This is a genomic window from Mucilaginibacter sp. dw_454 (assembly GCF_018449775.1).
Lineage (GTDB): Bacteria > Bacteroidota > Bacteroidia > Sphingobacteriales > Sphingobacteriaceae > Mucilaginibacter.
Window position 1 is genome coordinate 259,426 of record NZ_JAAVVB010000007.1, and the last position, 16,619, is coordinate 276,044.

General features: G+C 44.5%; 16 protein-coding genes. 13 read left to right on the plus strand and 3 right to left on the minus strand.

Going from position 1 to position 16,619, the window contains the following annotated elements; all coding sequences use genetic code 11:
* Positions 1 to 241: 241 nt before the first annotated feature.
* The 11 genes from HB679_RS19085 (at position 242) to HB679_RS19135 (ending at position 11,195) form a co-directional block, all read left to right on the plus strand.
* Complete coding sequence (locus HB679_RS19085; RefSeq protein WP_214073613.1) at positions 242 to 460, plus strand: ferrous iron transport protein A; 219 nt, start codon at positions 242 to 244, stop codon at positions 458 to 460.
* Positions 461 to 2,575, plus strand: a complete 2,115-nt coding sequence (gene feoB, locus HB679_RS19090) for a ferrous iron transport protein B (protein ID WP_214073614.1) — start codon at positions 461 to 463, stop codon at positions 2,573 to 2,575.
* Between the two features lie 148 nt (positions 2,576 to 2,723).
* On the plus strand, positions 2,724 to 3,335 hold the full coding sequence (locus HB679_RS19095) for a SprT-like domain-containing protein (RefSeq protein ID WP_214073615.1): 612 nt from the start codon (positions 2,724 to 2,726) through the stop codon (positions 3,333 to 3,335).
* A gap of 73 nt (positions 3,336 to 3,408) precedes the next feature.
* A complete protein-coding gene (locus HB679_RS19100) occupies positions 3,409 to 3,933 on the plus strand; it encodes a peroxiredoxin (protein ID WP_255547663.1) in 525 nt (174 codons plus the stop codon).
* A gap of 97 nt (positions 3,934 to 4,030) precedes the next feature.
* The gene (locus HB679_RS19105; RefSeq protein ID WP_214073616.1) at positions 4,031 to 4,366 is read left to right on the plus strand and encodes a DUF1475 family protein; all 336 of its coding nucleotides are present in this window, start codon (positions 4,031 to 4,033) and stop codon (positions 4,364 to 4,366) included.
* On the plus strand, positions 4,359 to 5,153 hold the full coding sequence (locus HB679_RS19110; protein WP_214073617.1) for a DUF1295 domain-containing protein: 795 nt from the start codon (positions 4,359 to 4,361) through the stop codon (positions 5,151 to 5,153). The genes HB679_RS19105 and HB679_RS19110 overlap by 8 nt, the downstream gene beginning before the upstream one ends.
* A 161-nt stretch (positions 5,154 to 5,314) precedes the next feature.
* A complete protein-coding gene (locus HB679_RS19115) occupies positions 5,315 to 6,349 on the plus strand; it encodes a cyclopropane-fatty-acyl-phospholipid synthase family protein (protein ID WP_214073618.1) in 1,035 nt (344 codons plus the stop codon).
* Positions 6,346 to 7,470 (plus strand): alpha/beta hydrolase, encoded by a 1,125-nt coding sequence (locus HB679_RS19120; RefSeq protein WP_214073619.1) that lies wholly within the window; start codon positions 6,346 to 6,348, stop codon positions 7,468 to 7,470. Before HB679_RS19115 ends, HB679_RS19120 begins: the two co-directional genes overlap by 4 nt.
* Before the next feature lie 42 nt (positions 7,471 to 7,512).
* Entirely contained in the window at positions 7,513 to 8,853 is a 1,341-nt protein-coding gene (locus HB679_RS19125; RefSeq protein ID WP_214073620.1) for an FAD-dependent oxidoreductase, read from the plus strand.
* Positions 8,854 to 9,083: 230 nt separating this feature from the next.
* A complete protein-coding gene (locus HB679_RS19130) occupies positions 9,084 to 9,893 on the plus strand; it encodes a DUF1365 domain-containing protein (protein ID WP_214073621.1) in 810 nt (269 codons plus the stop codon).
* Positions 9,894 to 9,956: 63 nt separating this feature from the next.
* Positions 9,957 to 11,195, plus strand: coding sequence for a cyclopropane-fatty-acyl-phospholipid synthase family protein (locus HB679_RS19135; RefSeq protein ID WP_214073622.1), 1,239 nt, complete (start codon positions 9,957 to 9,959; stop codon positions 11,193 to 11,195).
* Positions 11,196 to 11,295: 100 nt separating this feature from the next.
* Here HB679_RS19135 and HB679_RS19140 read toward each other — a convergent pair whose 3' ends face one another.
* From HB679_RS19140 to HB679_RS19150, 3 genes are all read right to left on the minus strand, one after another.
* A complete protein-coding gene (locus tag HB679_RS19140; RefSeq protein ID WP_214073623.1) occupies positions 11,296 to 12,639 on the minus strand; it encodes an MFS transporter in 1,344 nt (447 codons plus the stop codon).
* A 102-nt stretch (positions 12,640 to 12,741) separates the two neighbouring features.
* Positions 12,742 to 12,927 carry a DUF6358 family protein gene (locus HB679_RS19145; protein WP_214073624.1) on the minus strand — a complete coding sequence of 62 codons (186 nt, stop codon included), beginning with the start codon at positions 12,925 to 12,927 and terminating at the stop codon, positions 12,742 to 12,744.
* A 5-nt stretch (positions 12,928 to 12,932) separates the two neighbouring features.
* On the minus strand, positions 12,933 to 13,247 hold the full coding sequence (locus HB679_RS19150; protein ID WP_214073625.1) for a rhodanese-like domain-containing protein: 315 nt from the start codon (positions 13,245 to 13,247) through the stop codon (positions 12,933 to 12,935).
* Between the two features lie 122 nt (positions 13,248 to 13,369).
* On the opposite strand from HB679_RS19150, the gene HB679_RS19155 reads away from it, so the two are divergent.
* Together HB679_RS19155 and HB679_RS19160 are read left to right on the plus strand one after the other, a co-directional pair.
* Positions 13,370 to 14,488, plus strand: coding sequence for a DUF4407 domain-containing protein (locus tag HB679_RS19155; protein ID WP_214073626.1), 1,119 nt, complete (start codon positions 13,370 to 13,372; stop codon positions 14,486 to 14,488).
* Between the two features lie 68 nt (positions 14,489 to 14,556).
* The gene (locus tag HB679_RS19160) at positions 14,557 to 16,416 is read left to right on the plus strand and encodes a PDZ domain-containing protein (RefSeq protein ID WP_214073627.1); all 1,860 of its coding nucleotides are present in this window, start codon (positions 14,557 to 14,559) and stop codon (positions 16,414 to 16,416) included.
* The last annotated feature ends 203 nt before the right edge of the window (positions 16,417 to 16,619 follow it).

A 16,619-nucleotide genomic window follows, 5' to 3' on the forward strand; every position in this document is an offset into this window, starting at 1 on the left:
CAAAAGCCCCCGCACACTCGCTGCTTGGGGGCTTTCAACCTAAACCTTATCACATTGTAAGCGTGAGCTTACAGATAATACACAAAGAACGTTATTTTTTATGAAACAGATGTATATACATGAAAAAAAAATTTTTCAAAGTGTGTATTTGTTACAATAAGGTGATCGGAGGCATAAAATAAATCAGCTTATTTGGATTTATTATAAATAAGACATACATTTGCTCAGTTAACCACTTAAGATGAAACTTTCGCAATTGCAGGTTGGAGAAAAAGGTATCGTAAAAGAATTTACTGATCTGGAAATGTCAGTAAAATTAATGGAGATGGGCTGCTTGCCCGGCGAAGAGATCAGGGTTGACCGGATTGCGCCGCTTGGCGACCCGATTGCCATCAATGTATCCGGATACCAATTGAGCCTGCGTAAACGCGAAGCCTCAACTATCATTTTGCATAAATAATTGAAAGCCGATATAAGAGTTGCACTTGTTGGGAATCCAAACACCGGTAAATCAACACTCTTTAACGTATTAACCGGGCTTAACCAAAAAATAGGAAACTTTCCGGGGGTTACGGTTGATAAAAAAGTAGGCTACTCCAAACTGCCTGATGGCCGTGTGGCAGAGGTTGTCGACCTGCCGGGCACTTACAGCCTCTATCCAAAAAGCCAGGACGAATCTATAGTTTTTTCGGTATTAGCCGACAGGGCCAACGCGCTGAGTCCCGACCTGGTTGTGGTTATTCTTGACGCAACAAGTCTTAAAAGAAATTTACTATTATACAGCCAGGTTGCCGATCTGAAGATCCCGGTAATTGTTGCGCTGAATATGATGGACCTGGCTAAAAAGTCGGGCATTGATATCAATATTAATTTACTGGCGCAAAACCTGGGCGTACCCGTTGTGCCTATTGCAGCGCGTAAGCAAGAAGGTATTGACGAACTGAAGCAGGCTATTGCTATTGCTAACAAGGTAGCCATGCAGGTAGATAGCATTGATGTCAGATCCATCGCCCCGCAGCTGATAGAAAGCATCAGCAACGAGCTGAATATTGGCAATCCATACTTTGCTTTACAGCTGGCGCATCAGCATGAAACACTCAAATTTCTGTCGACTGAACAGTCGGACCGGATAGAAGCGCTTGAAAAAGAGCATGGTTTCCATTCGCAGAAAGCGCAAGGTGCTGAAACCATTGCCCGCTACAGCGCTATAAACGACTTGCTTTACGATACGGTAAAAACACCATCTACGGCGCAAGACGAAACCATAAGCAATAAAATAGACAAGGTTTTAACGCATAAGGTTTTTGGCTTTATCATTTTCTTCGCCATACTGATGTTTATGTTCCAGGCGATTTTCACCTGGGCGTCGTATCCGATGGATTTAATTTCGCAGGCATTTGTATGGTTGGAAAATACCCTGCATAAAACCTTGCCTGCCGGCCCGTTGGTGAACCTTCTGGCTGATGGTATTGTAGCCGGCTTAAGCGGTGTAATGGTTTTTATCCCACAGATCGCTATCCTGTTTGCCTTTATATCGATATTAGAAGATACCGGCTACATGTCGCGTGTTACGTTTATGATGGACAAGCTGATGCGGAAGGTTGGCTTGAACGGCAAATCTGTAGTTCCGCTAATCGGCGGTTTTGCCTGTGCCGTGCCATCCATCATGAGTACCCGTACTATTGAAAACTGGAAGGACCGGATGATCACCATTATGGTTACGCCACTGGTAACTTGTTCTGCCCGCTTGCCGGTTTATACTTTGCTCATTGCGCTGGTTGTCCCCAATAAAAATATCTGGTGGGTATTTAACTTGCAAGGTTTAGCCCTAACGGGGATGTATGTACTGAGCCTGGTATCGGCCGTTATTGTAGCCTGGGTATTTAAATATATTTTAAAGAGCCGCGAGCGCGGCTACTTTATCATGGAGCTGCCGGTTTACCGTACGCCAAGGTGGAAGAATGTTGCCTTTTCGATGTATGAGCGTTCAAAAGCATTTGTACTGCAAGCGGGTAAGGTTATTATAGCCGTTTCTATTGTGCTTTGGGTGCTGGCTAGTTATGGTCCTGGTAATCGTTTTGCGCAAATTGATGCCAAATACAGCCAACCTCAATACACCAAAACTGTCCCGCACGATCAACTGGACCGCGACATCGCGACAGCAAAATTAGAAAACTCATACGCCGGCGTGCTGGGTCATAGCATTGAGCCGGTTATCCGCCCGCTGGGTTTTGATTGGAAGATAGGCATAGCCCTGATCACCTCATTTGCTGCCCGCGAAGTTTTTGTGGGCACCATGGCCACCATTTACAGTGTGAATGGCGATGCGGACAATATCCAATCGGTACAGGAAAAAATGCACCAGGCTAAAAACACGCAGACGGGCCAACCGGTATTTACCTTTGCGGTAGCATTTTCATTAATGATGTTTTACGCCTTTGCTATGCAGTGCGCCAGCACGGTGGCCGTAGTGTATCGCGAAACCAAAAACTGGCGTTGGCCGGCCATACAATTTGCTTACATGACAGTGCTGGCTTATGCGGCCAGTTTCGTGGCGTATCACTTGTTGAAATGAGCTTAAAGCGGAAAGAATAAAGCTAAAAGCTTTTCTTGTCAAATTTTCTTTAAGCACCCCCCTGTCAATTTATCTCAATGACTTTTTGCTTTCACCTTTAGTCTTTCAGCTTTCCGCTTAAAAAAGTATCTTTGATTTGAGGTAGAAATTGGATAAAGTAAAAGTATTAGAAAAGTATCTCCCGCCCGATGCCGCGCCGCTAATTGGCCGTTGGATAGATTACTTTAAATGCGAGTTTAAGATCTCGCGCAACCGCGGCACTAAATTTGGCGATTACCGTGCACCCTACCAGGGCAAGGGTCATCGCATCTCTGTTAATTTTGATTTAAATCCCTACGCATTTTTGGTTACCACGGTGCATGAGTTTGCACACCTACACACCTGGAACGAACATAAGCACCAGGTAAAACCCCACGGCAATGAGTGGAAAAGCAATTTCAAAAAAATGATGCAACCTTTTTTTGAAAAAGAAGTTTTTCCGCCTGATGTGAAGCATGCAATTGTGAGCTATTTGAATAATCCGGCGGCATCCAGTTGTTCTGATTTAACACTGTACCGTTCTCTGCGCAAATACGACGCGCCGAAAGAAGACATCCACACGGTTGAAAAATTACCTATCCACGCTATATTTAAACTGAAGGATGGCCGCATTTTCCGCAGGGAAGAGAAATTGCGCAAACGTTACAAATGCACCGAATTGGCCACTAAAAAAGTTTACCTGTTTAGTCCGGTAGCCGAGGTAGAAGTGATTAACGACTAACATTTATTTTCCTCGGCTCCAACCGCCAAACTATAAACTTGCGTAAGTGTTGTAAACACAACAATTTAGACTTATGAAGAAGTTGCTTTTAGTTTGCGCATTGATGGCCGGTTTAATAATCCAATCACACGCACAGGATAAAAAACATTTAGAGGTTGGCGATAAGGTACCCGCCTTTTCGCTAACTGACCAAAACGGCAAGACATTCAATGTAGCCGACCATATAGGCAAAGACATTATGGTGATCTATTTTTATCCGAAGGATGAAAGTATGGTGTGCACCAAAGAAGCTTGTGCCTTCCGCGATAGCTTTGATGCTTTTACTAAAGCCGGTGCAAAGGTAATCGGTATAAATAGCAGTACCGTAGCTAGCCATAAGGCCTTTGCAGAGCATTACCAGCTTCCCTTTACTGTTTTAAGCGATCCAGGCAATAAGGTTTACGATATGTTTGGTGTAAGAAGTCGCCTGATGTTTTCCGGTCGCGAAACTTTTATAGTAGATTTAAAGGGCAAAATTGTTTATCAGCATGCTGCCATGCTGCAAGGCAAAGAACATGCTGATGATGCGCTGGCGTTTATAAAGTCGGCTAAGAAATAGCCCCCTCTAAATCTCCCCCGGAAGGGGAGACTTTTTTAACCGGCTTTTCAAAGCCCTCCCTACTGGGGAGGGTTGGGAGGGGCTTAATTAACAGACCATGATCACTACCCTCAAAATACTTTTCAGCGTACTGTTTGCCTGGATGTGCTACACGGTTATCACTACCAGCATCCACAGCAACCTATTTAAAGAATGGGACTTCTTGGGTTCCATCCCCTGGATGCGCGCCACGCTTTGGGATTTTTATGCCAATGTGCTGGTAATTTTTGTATGGGTGTGTTATAAGGAGAGATCCATCGCCTTAAAAATTATCTGGTTGATATTGTTAGTTGTACTGGGCAGTATAGCCAGTTGTGCTTTTGTCCTGATACAGCTTTTCAGACTAAAACCCGGCGAAGGCTTAAAAGATTTTTTTAGTAAACAACATGAATAATACATCTCTTTTAGGGTTGATTATTTATAGCGTGATCGCCTGTTGCGTCATCATGGCGCTGGTTTGGGTTTGGGCCTACAAAATCAAAAACGCGGGCGTGGTCGACATTTTCTGGTCATACAATTTCCCGGTGATTGCTATCATTCTTTATCTGTTTGCTCCGGGTTATGAACCGCGAAAACTGCTGATCTGCGGAATGGTTGTTGCTGCCGGATTTAGACTGGGTACCCACCTGGCTTTACGCGTACTCAAACACTTGCGCGAAGAAGAACCGCGCTATGCGCATATCCGCAAAGAATGGGGCAAAAATGCCGAACCTAAAATGTTTGGCTTTTTCCAGATGCAGGCTATATCAAACGTGCTGCTGGCCATTCCTTTTTTCATCATCGCCCTAAATACAACGCCCTGTATTTCGTGGATAGAGTACACTGGCTTTTTGCTTTGGTTGATCAGCGTTATCGGCGAAGCCATTGCCGACCAGCAACTGGCCAACTTTAAAAAGGACCCGGCTAATAAAGGCAAGGTATGCGATACCGGCCTCTGGGGCTACTCACGCCACCCTAATTATTTTTTTGAATGGCTGATGTGGGTGTCGTACTTCGTGTTCGCCCTGGGCTCTCCTTGTGGCTACCTGGCGGTGATAAGCCCGGCAATTATCTTGTACTTGCTGACTAAAGTAACAGGCATCCCCACAACCGAGGCGCAATCATTGCGCAGTAAAGGCGAGGCTTTTAAAAAGTATCAGCAAAAGGTGAGTGTTTTTGTGCCGTGGTTCAAAAAGGGGTAATACATTTAGGTTATACGTTGGACGTTTTACGTTAATTGGACAGCTAAATATCATCATTCAAAATCTATATTGCGGCTTACGCCGTATCTCTCTAAAAACATAAAGCACACTAAAAACGTAAAACGTCTGACGTACTACGTACAACACAAACCTTCTATACCATGTGGTACGACAAACTATTAGAAAACGATAAGATCCCCGATTTTTTGCTGCGCAAAGGCATCCGTCAGCTATTACAACAACGGCTTGACGACGAAAATAAAGGCAACGTAGAAGCGCAACAGGCCCACCTGATGGAGTTGATCGCCGAGTTGAAAGCCTCGCCTATAGCCATCAATACTGCCGATGCAAACGAGCAACACTACGAAGTACCCACGCCATTTTATCAATACTGCCTGGGTAAAAATCTTAAATACTCGTCTGGCTATTGGAAAAACGGTACTGCCGATCTGAGCACTGCCGAAACCGATATGCTGGAACTAAGCTGCCAACGCGCCGAGTTGGTTGACGGTCAGCAGGTGTTGGAGCTGGGTTGCGGTTGGGGCTCATTGTCGTTGTTTATGGCGGCGAAATATCCTAAGAGCACCTTTAAGGTTTTATCTAACTCGCGTACGCAAAAGATTTATATCGACGAACAAGCTAAGCAACGCGGCATTACCAACTTGACGGTTTTAACTTCCGACATCAACGTATTTACGCTGGACGAGCAGTTTGACCGCGTGGTGTCTGTCGAGATGTTTGAGCATATGCGCAATTACCAATTGCTGCTGGCTAAGGTAGCCTCGTTTTTAAAACCTGATGGTAAATTGTGGATTCACATATTTACCCACAAAGAATACGCGTACAAGTTTGAGGTTATTGATGATACCGACTGGATGAGCAAATACTTTTTCACCGGCGGTATTATGCCCAGCGACGACCTGCTGTTTTATTTTAATGATGATTTGGTGGTCGAAAAACATTGGCATGTTAACGGCTGCCATTACGGTAAAACTGCCGAAGCCTGGCTGGTAAATATGGACGAGCACAAAGCCGAGATCATACCGTTGTTTGAACAAACCTATGGAAAAGAGCAAGCGGTAAAATGGTGGGTATACTGGCGCTTATTCTATATGGCTTGTGCCGAACTTTGGAACTTTAACGACGGTAACGAATGGATTGTGAGCCACTACTTATTTCATAAAACCGGCGCATGATCAGGTTATTATTAATCATCCTGTTTTTCCTAATATCGCTGCTGGCAATTTTTAAAGCGCCTGCTTATTACCTATGGCTACTGGCGATAGGCGTAACAGAGTTTCCATTGCTATTTGCAGGAATCACCGCGTTATTAACGCTATCTGGCATTTGGATACAGAAATACCAACTGATAGGAACGATCATTGGCGTTGTGGCAATATTAATCTATCTGTCGCCTATTGTCAGGGCTTACGTTGTTGCTTCGGGTTTGAAGCACGATATCAATATTGACTTTGCCCAATCAGACAACGACGAGAACCCCTTTAGTATCACTAAGCTTTTTGCCGGCAATAAACCGCTATCGTACAAAAATATTCAATACGTTAAGTATGCCGATACTTCGCTAAATCTTGATTATTATCCTTCACAAATCATCGGCAAAAAGCCTTGCATTATTGTAATTCATGGCGGTTCCTGGAGTAGTGGCGACAGTAAACAATTGCCAGAGCTAAACAGCCACCTGGCGCGATTAGGCTATAATGTTGCAGCTATCGACTACCGCATGGCGCCCAAATGGCAAAACCCGGCACCGGTGGAGGACGTACAGTCGGCTGTAAAGTACTTATCTAAACATGCCGACGAGCTAAATATCGACACCAATAAATTTGTTTTATTAGGCAGATCAGCCGGTGCACAGATTGCTTTACTGGCTGCCTATACGCTGCATGACAAAAACATTAAAGGCATTATAGATTTTTATGGCCCCGCCGATATGGTGTGGGGCTACTCCATTCCATCAAATCCCCTGATCATGGATTCGCGCGCAGTAATGCGCCATTATCTGGGCGGCCCGTACGAAAAAGTGCCTCAGAACTATTTTAACAGCTCGCCAATTGAATTTGTCGACAAAAACTCACCGCCGACGCTCATCATCCATGGGCATAGTGATGTGCTGGTAGCTTATGAACACAGCCGCCGACTGAATGAAAAGCTAAACAGATTCGGCATTAAACATTACTGGCTAAAACTGCCTTGGGCAACGCATGGCTTTGATTATAATTTGAATGGTCCCGGTGGGCAATTGTCTACTTATGCGGTGGAGAGGTTTTTAAGTGCAGTAACGACAGCAACACCTTAAGCGCCCCGACCCCTAAAGGGGGAGTAATAACGCAGAAACCAAATGGAAGAAACCAACATAAATAATAATGCCGCTAATAGCTTTCCCTTCAATGGGCGGGAGCGTCTGGCCATCATCGGCACCGGCATTGCCGGCATGGGCTGCGCACATTTCTTGCATCCGCATACCGATCTGACCATCTACGAACAAAACGATTATGTAGGCGGCCATACCAACACCGTAACTATTGATGAAGATGGCAAGCCTGTTTATGTGGATACCGGCTTTATGGTGTTTAACTATAAAACCTACCCAAACCTTTGCCGGTTGTTTAAAGAGCTTAACGCCCCGGTTAAGAAAACCGATATGTCATTCAGTGTGCAATATGTCCTAACCGGATTGGAGTATAGCGGCAGCAGCGTTAATCACCTGTTTGCGCAGCGGAAGAATATTTTCAATATCCGCTACATCAGAATGCTGATGCAGATTGGCAGGTTTAACAAAGAAAGTGTTAAGATTGTCGACGACCCCAAATATGCCGACTATTCCATCGGCCAGTACATTAAAGAGTTTGGTTTTGGTGAGGATATGTTATGGAAATACCTGGTGCCCATGAGTTCGGCAGTATGGTCCACGCCGATGGAGCAGATGCTGGATTTCCCCGCGGTGACGCTGATCCGTTTTTTCCTGAACCATGGTTTCTTAGGCTTGAATACCCAGCACCAATGGTACACGCTGCATAATGGTAGTCAAAGCTATCGCGAGTTGTTGATCAAGCCATTTAAAGATAAGATTTACGTTAATCACAAAGCGATCAAAGTAACGCGAGAAGCAGATGGCGTAGTTGTTGAAGCAGCTGACGGCTCTAAACAAAAGTTTGATCGGGTGATCATTGCCACGCATGGCGATCAGGCGCTACAATTGTTGGTTGCGCCAACCGTCGACGAAAAGCGTCTGCTATCCAAATTCAAGTACCAATACAACAAAGCCATTCTGCATACCGACGAAAGCATCATGCCTAAAACCAAACTGGCCTGGAGCAGCTGGAACTACAGCATCCGTAATCATAAAGGCAAGCTGGCGCCAACAACCATTTACTGGATGAATGAGCTACAGGGCGTGTCAGACAAGAAGAATTATTTCGTGTCCATCAACTCGCACGATGATATCGACCCCAAAAAGATCATTAAAGAGTTAGATTACGAGCATCCACTATTTGATGTTCCAGCCATACAGGCCCAGGCCGAACTGCACAAACTAAATGAGAATGGACCGATTTATTATTGCGGCAGCTATTTTAAATATGGTTTCCATGAGGATGCTTTTACCAGCGCGGTGAATTTGTGTTCGCAATTGTTGGGTAAGGCAGTATATAGGGAAGAATTGGTAGAGGAGCCGAAGTAATATTAAAACTGTCATTGCGAGCGTAGCGCGGCAATCGCAAGGAGAAAAGCTTTAACGCGTGCGATTGCTTCGTCGTTCCTCCTCGCAATGACAAAATAATATAGTCATCCTGAACTTGTTTCAGGATCTCCGTTGACAGACATATAGGTGTATACTTAGCGCGTGGGATGCCGAAACAAGTTCGGCATGACAATAAAATCAAAGCCCCATTTTTTCCGTACATTAAATCAATGAACTCCTGTTTATATAAAGCTACTGTAATGCATCACCGGCTCTCACCCAAAGAGCACCGGTTTCATTATGATGTCTTTATGTTTTATTTGGATCTGGATGAGATCGACGCGCTGGCAAAGCGACTAAAATTCATGAGTCGCAATAAATTCAACCTTTTCAATTTCCGCGATAAAGATCACCTGCAATTACCTCGCGAGAAACCGGATACCTCAAAAAATATCCGTCAGCATATCACAGATTACCTGTTACAAAATGGTGTTGATATTGGCAATGGCCGCATTATGGTATTGACTAATCTATGTACCATGGGCTACCAGTTCAACCCGGTATCATTTTATTTCTGTTATGACGAGCAGGGCAACGCCGTTTGTTCGATAGTTGAAGTTTGCAATACTTTTCGCGAAATGAAGCCTTATTTTTTAGGTGCCGATACCAAACAGGGCGACGAGTTTAAACTGAATACCGAGAAGTATTTCTACGTGTCGCCATTTATGGAGATGGATACCAATTTTGATTTCGATCTGAGACTCCCCGGCGAAAAACTACAAGTGCGGATTGATGATTATAATAAGGCAGGCGAACGTTTTTTTATCAGCACACTAAGTGGTAATCGCGCGGCACTTACCGATGCCAATTTGCTGTTGTATTTTATCAGTTTCCCGCTTATTACGTTAAAGGTAATTGGGCTAATTCATTGGCAGGCGCTTAAATTATGGTTAAAGAAAATCCCTTATCATAAAAAAGATGCGGATAAACAGCTTCAGAAGGATGTTTTTAGACCATATAAGCCAAATGTTTTATCTTAATTAAAACTTTTAGTAAAGCTTTTTCCGTAAGTAGCCTAACGAACCATTTATCAACTGAATACAATGTCTAATACAATTGCCTTAGTCGAGAAGAAAAGCTTTTATCAGGACCTGGTTTTAAAATCTCTGTCTGAAATGGACAAGGGTAGGCTGTATATCACTTTGCCTTGCGGTCAGCAACTGACCATGGGTACGGGCGAGGGCAATATTGCTGCACGTATAGACGTGGTTAGCAACGAGTTTTTTAGGCGGATAATTTTATTTGGCGATATTGGTTTTGGGGAAGCATATGTAGATGGTTTGTGGCAGACCGATAACATTACCAATGTAATTAAATGGGTGCTGTTAAATATCGACAACGCACCGGGTGTATCTGGCAGCGGAGTAAAAACCCTCTCATTAAATCTACTAAAATTATTTAACAAAGTATATCACTTTAAACGTGCCAATACGGTTAATGGATCGCGCCGAAATATTGCCGAACATTATGATCTGAATAATGATTTCTTTGCAAGTTTCCTGGACCCTACAATGACCTATTCGAGCGCCTATTTTTATAAAAACGGAATGTCTTTAGAGGAAGCACAATTAGCCAAGTATGATCGCTTATGTCGTCAGCTGCACTTAAAGCCTACCGACCATGTGTTGGAGATTGGCAGTGGCTGGGGTGGCAATGCTATCTACATGGCAAAAACGTATGGCTGCAAAGTAACCTCATTAACCATTTCAGAAGAACAACATAAACTGGCAGTAGAGCGCGTACAAGCCGAAGGCTTAAGTGACCGTGTAAGTATTGAGCTGCGCGATTACCGTACGCTTGAGGGTCAGTATGATAAGATTGTTTCGGTAGAAATGCTGGAAGCTGTTGGACACAAGTTCTTGGATGTTTATTTCAAAAAATGCCATGACCTGTTAAAAAAGAATGGCATACTGGCATTACAAGTAATCACCTCTCCCGATTCACGGTATGAAAGCCTGCGCAAAGGTGTGGATTGGATCCAGAAACACATCTTCCCAGGCTCGCTACTGCCATCGGTAGGTGCTATCAACGGTTCTATCAACCGCACCGGCGATATGACCCTGGTTGACTTAAAAGATATTGGTACCGATTACGCCCATACGTTAAAATTATGGTACGATCAGTTCAATGCTAATCTATCAGAGGTTAAAGCCTTAGGTTTCGATGAGCGTTTCATCCGCAAATGGAACTACTATTTATGCTATTGCGAGGCAGCTTTCGCTATGCGTAATATCAATACCATGCAGTTGGTTTATTCAAGGCCGAATAATACAGGGTTTTAATAATAAATTTGTCATTGCGAGCGTAGCGCGGCAATCGCAAGGAGAAAAGCCGAACGCGTGCGATTGCTTCGTCGTTCCTCCTCGCAATGACAGAAAACGGTTACCTCCTCCTTACTTCCTTAAACCGCGTAAACACCACAAAAGCCATTACACAAAGCACGCATCCGCAGATCCCATTAAGTCGCAAACCATAATCATTACCCGGGTCTTTGCCGTATACGGTTAAAAAAGCAAACAAAGCAATTCCCAAAGTCTGACCTAGTTTTACAAATAAGTACTTCACGGCAAAGAACATCCCCTCGCGGTTTTCGCCGGTTTGGTTGGCATCGCGCTGCGCAATCTCAGCAAGTATGGCGTTAGGCAGTATCCCTAGTGAGGCCAATGGAATCGCGGCAAAAAGCACCAGCATATAAGCCTGTACAATCGGAGCGAACGGAAATTTACCTAAGAAAAATATCGCCACAAAAATTAAACTCAGCAGCGCGAAGGAGAACAGTACAATAGGTTTTTTACCGATCTTTTTAGACAGGTAATTAACCAGCGGATAAAACACCAGCGAGAATAGCACCATCACTCCCATCAACTCCCCTCCGCGCGATTCGGGCAAATGCAGCAGCACCTTTACAAAGTACAGTAAGCCGCTGGATATGATGCTCAACGCCATGTAATATGAAAAATCAGAAACCAGGTAGTATTTAAAATTACGGTTGCTGAAGGTTTTGCGGATAGCCGGCAACAGTGGCAAGTGTGACGGCTTGCCACTTGAATATTTTTTCTCGTTGATGTACAATACCGGGATCAGCATAAATAAACCGGCCAATATGCTTAAGCTCCATATGGTGTATTGTAGCGCGGTGTCGCGCTCGGTTATATGCGCGAACTTTTGAAACAGATCGGCAAAGTTGTTGATGAGCGCTGAGAACACAATACCGATGATAAAGCCCACTTGTTGAAATGACGATAGTCGCACCTTTTCGGCAGCCGTGTCGGTAAGTTCGGGAAGCAACGCGTTATAGGGGATGATATAGGTTGTGGCCCCCATAAAGAAAAAGATCATGTTGATGGTGAGCCACTCAGCATTTCTCATGCTCTCGCCTTTTACCAGCGGATAAAACGTCAGGCAGAAAAAAAGCATCGCCGGGATAATGGCCCATTTCATAAATGGGATGCGCCGGCCTTTTGGGTTATTGCTTTTATCGCTGGACGATGCTATGAATGGATCATAAATCGCATCAACAAAACGCCCCGAAGCAGCAATAACCGATAAAATATTGAATAAGCCGAATAACAGTAGTTGCGGCACATATTGGGTTAGCCCTGAGTTTGATGGGGGCAGATAAAAGTAGGGCAGCATCACAATGATGGTATTGGTCATCATGCTCCAGCCTATCATCCCGCAGGTATAAGCCAGCTGTTTTCTGAAGGGAAATTTTACAACGGGCATCTCTTATCGCAATATGCTAATAAGATAATGAATTTTAGATGAAAAGGTTGATTAGGCAAAAAGAAAAAGGCCCGGAGTATTATTCCGGGCCTTTTAATGTTATCAGGGTTTCAATGTGTTTCGGACCTCTTTGAGTATCCGCACTTTAAGCACCAGAAATATGCCTACACCAACCACGCCGCCGGCAACATATTCGTAATGTTTTTCATCGATACCTTTCCAGATCAGGAATAAACACCCAAAAATGCAAAGATTGTAAAGGGTGCTCAAAAAAATCTTTTTCCTCATAACAATTAGTATACTTGCATCTCAGGGTCAATCTCTGATGCCCAGGCTAAAATACCGCCTTGCAGGTTTGACAGGTTAGTATAACCCAATTGCTCTAACTGTGCAATGGCTGCTGCACTGCGTTTACCGCTGCGGCACATAATTACTACAGGTTTGTCTTTGCTTATTTTATCGGCCTCAATTAATATGCCGCCCAGCGGTATTAACTGGCCACCAATGTTTGATGTTTCGTACTCAAAATCTTCTCTAACGTCAACCAGCTGAAAGTCTTCGCCGCTATCTAATTTGTCTTTAAGTTCTTGTACTGTTATCTCTTGCATAGTGTTTTGAAATTAATTTACATGTCAAATGTAGGGCTTATGTGTAACAAATACGTCCTATTTTTGTAACAATTGGAGCCTTAGTGCGTTTCATAAACAATAATTGTATTACGACATCATAAATGGATAAAATAACCCGGTTTTTCTGGTTCTGTTCGGGCGCACATGTAGACACGCTTCAAAAATATCCCATCGAGCATAATAAATACGTAGGCATAGGCGCAACCATATTCTTTACAGCACTTTTTGCTTCACTTTCAGGCGGATACGCCATGTACTTTGTTTTTAACGGCGATGCCTTTGCCGTTGGCTTCGCTATTCTGTTCGGTTTACTTTGGGGTACCGCCATTTTTAATATGGACCGTTACATCGTATCGTCCATCAATAAAGAAGGCAGCACCAATCAACAGATCTTGCAGGCATCGCCACGTATTTTACTGGCGATTATGATCGGTATTGTGATATCACGCCCGCTGGAGCTAAAGATCTTTGACAAAGAAATTCGCCAGAAATTAAAAGTCGCTTACATAAAGGGCCAGCATAGTAAAATAGATACACTGCAAAAAACGTATAATCAGAAATATAGCCAGGAACTGGCCAAAACGGCTGATCTGAAGAAAGAAAAAGATTCGCTGGAAAGGGACATCAACCGCTCGCGTGTGCAATTAAACGAGGAAGTTTTTGGTGACAAAAATAACCAAACCTCGGGCATTGTAGGCTACGGTACTTATGCCAAACAAAAGCAAGGTGTACTACAGGAAAAAGAAGACCGCCTGAAACTGGTTACTCAAAACGCCGACAAAATGGACCAATACCTTGGTCAGCGTAAAGAATATGAAGGTGTGAATGCTACCCGTTTATTTAGCGACCATCAACTGGACAGCCTGGCAAAAGTAGCCGGCTTTGCCGACCGTAACTGGGCGCTGGGTCAGCTCACCTATAATGATAACGGAACCCGCGATTTAGATACTTACCTTGCAATATCATTTATTGGTTACCTGTTTATTTTGTTTGAGTGCCTGCCGGTTTTTGTAAAGCTGATGTCGCCCAAAGGGCCATATGATGTGGCTATGGCCAAAACTCACGAAGCCAATATCTACTATGCCGAGCGCGATAAAGAGCGGGACATCAAAGTTATTGATAGTGTTTATGACGATCATGTCGACGAGGATGTAAAGCGGCGGCGCAACACGCTGGCCAGCCGCACGGGGCAGGATCGCGACCGGCATCGTTATGACTAAACGCAAATTTGAGACGTTTTGCCGTTCATCAGATTAATTCGTATTTTGACCCCAATTACACTGATCTGATGAAAAAACTATTACTTGTCGCTGCATTTACCGGGTGCATGGCAGACGCTTTTGCGCAAGCTCCTCAAAAACCCATTTACTATTCTATTTCTTTCCCGAACGCGGCGCATCATGAAGCCGAAGTTTCGATAACCCTTTCGCCCGCGCAGGATGGACCGATTGAGCTGCACATGAGCCGCTCGTCAGCAGGGCGATATGCTACCCATGAGTTTGGTAAAAACGTTTACAATGTAAAAGCCGCCAATGGCGACGGTGCCCCGTTAGTTGTTAAACAAACTGCCGGCGATGAATACGTGATTGCCGAACATGATAAAGTTGTTAAAATAACCTACACGCTATACGCCAATTGGACAGACGGCACTTATGCCGGTATTGATCAAAGCCATGCGCATTTAAATATGCCGGCCGCATTTATGTGGGTTGCCGGTGCTTCAGAAAAACGCCCTGTCCGCTTTGAGTTTAACGATTTGGATAAGTACGGCTGGAAAGTAGCCACCCAATTAAAGCATGAAGGCGCCAATATCTACTCGGCACCCGATCTTCAATATATGATGGACAGTCCAACTGAGCTATCAAACTTTAAAGAAACCCATTGGGATGTAACTAATACCGACGGTAAGACCGAACGCATTAACCTGACTATTCATTCTAACGATGAACAAGCCACCATTGACAACTTTGGCAAGCAGGTGCAAAAGGTAGTGCTCGAAGAAAAAGCCGTTTATGGTGAGCTGCCAACGTACGACTATGGCGAATACACTTTCCTGGATGATGTATATCCAACCAACTCCGGCGATGGCATGGAACACCGCAACTCAACTTGTATCGTCGATATGGACAATAAGGTTGCCGGCAATGAGATAGGCTTACTAAGCACCTTTGCACACGAATATTTTCACAGCTGGAACGTTAAACGCATCCGCCCAAAATCGTTAGAGCCATTTAACTTTGACCATGCTAACATGAGCAATGAGCTCTGGTTTGCAGAAGGCTTTACACAATACTATGGCGAGCTATTGTTGGTTCGTGCTGGTTTTCATAATGTAGACGACTATGCAGGTACGCTATCCGGGTTGGTAAACTCGGTGCTGAATGGTCCGGGCGCGTTACAATATTCAGCAACGCAGGCTAGCCGCGACGCGGTGTTTACAGATGCAGGCGTCGCTATCGACCCAACTAACTACACAAATACATTCACCAGTTATTACTACTATGGCGGCGCCATAGCCCTTGCGCTTGATCTGCGCCTGCGCAGCGATTTTAATTTAACGCTGGATGATTACATGCGTACCGTTTGGCTGGCACGCGGCAAAGTGATGAAACCTTATACCGTTGCCGATTTACAGACCGACCTGGGCAAAGTGACCAAGAACCCAAAATTCGCTGCCGAATTTTTTGATAAGTACATTAATGGCATCGACAAAAATAATTATGAAACACTGCTGGCAAAAGCAGGCCTGGTATTACGCAAGCATGCCGCGGGCAAACCGTGGATTGGCTTGACCGTATATGGACGGGGCACAGCGGTACATGGTGTTGGCAACGGTTTAGCCCTAGCATACCCTAGCAGCATTGGTACGCCAGCCTATAAAGCGGGCCTTGATGCGGGCGACGTAATCACCAAAGCAGATGGAAAAGATATCCCCGACTCATACACGATGAGTACCGTAGTGAACGCTAAAAAGCCAGGCGATAAAATAGCTATAACCTATACTAATCGCAGCGGAGTGCACGAAACCACAATTACCGTAGAAGAAAGCCCTGCACTGGAAGTTTTAACCTTTGAAAAAGCAGGCCTTACGCCATCGGCAGATCAATTGGCTTTCCGGAATTCGTGGTTGTCGTCGAAGGTGAAATAACTAAGACACAAACGGTACGATCATAACGATCGGTTCTTCACCACCCTGCACGTCATCGTGAGCGAGGTACGAGCGTGACGATCTCTGAACGAGCGATTAAGTCAGCGAGCCGGAGATTGCCACGATCGGTTCTTCACCACCCCCTGCACGTCATCGTGAGCGAGGTACAAGCGTGACGATCTCTGAACGGGCGATTAAGTCAG

Bases quoted from the DNA above. Each gene is read 5' to 3' on its own strand.
- HB679_RS19085 (WP_214073613.1), top strand. From the start codon at position 242: ATGAAACTTTCGCAATTGCAGGTTGGAGAAAAAGGTATCGTAAAAGAA.
- HB679_RS19140 (WP_214073623.1), bottom strand. From the start codon at position 12,639: ATGCCCGTTGTAAAATTTCCCTTCAGAAAACAGCTGGCTTATACCTGC.
- HB679_RS19105 (WP_214073616.1), top strand. From the start codon at position 4,031: ATGATCACTACCCTCAAAATACTTTTCAGCGTACTGTTTGCCTGGATG.
- HB679_RS19100 (WP_255547663.1), top strand. From the start codon at position 3,409: ATGAAGAAGTTGCTTTTAGTTTGCGCATTGATGGCCGGTTTAATAATC.
- HB679_RS19150 (WP_214073625.1), bottom strand. From the start codon at position 13,247: ATGCAAGAGATAACAGTACAAGAACTTAAAGACAAATTAGATAGCGGC.
- HB679_RS19110 (WP_214073617.1), top strand. From the start codon at position 4,359: ATGAATAATACATCTCTTTTAGGGTTGATTATTTATAGCGTGATCGCC.
- HB679_RS19130 (WP_214073621.1), top strand. From the start codon at position 9,084: ATGAACTCCTGTTTATATAAAGCTACTGTAATGCATCACCGGCTCTCA.
- HB679_RS19135 (WP_214073622.1), top strand. From the start codon at position 9,957: ATGTCTAATACAATTGCCTTAGTCGAGAAGAAAAGCTTTTATCAGGAC.
- HB679_RS19115 (WP_214073618.1), top strand. From the start codon at position 5,315: ATGTGGTACGACAAACTATTAGAAAACGATAAGATCCCCGATTTTTTG.
- HB679_RS19145 (WP_214073624.1), bottom strand. From the start codon at position 12,927: ATGAGGAAAAAGATTTTTTTGAGCACCCTTTACAATCTTTGCATTTTT.
- HB679_RS19125 (WP_214073620.1), top strand. From the start codon at position 7,513: ATGGAAGAAACCAACATAAATAATAATGCCGCTAATAGCTTTCCCTTC.
- HB679_RS19160 (WP_214073627.1), top strand. From the start codon at position 14,557: ATGAAAAAACTATTACTTGTCGCTGCATTTACCGGGTGCATGGCAGAC.
- HB679_RS19120 (WP_214073619.1), top strand. From the start codon at position 6,346: ATGATCAGGTTATTATTAATCATCCTGTTTTTCCTAATATCGCTGCTG.
- HB679_RS19155 (WP_214073626.1), top strand. From the start codon at position 13,370: ATGGATAAAATAACCCGGTTTTTCTGGTTCTGTTCGGGCGCACATGTA.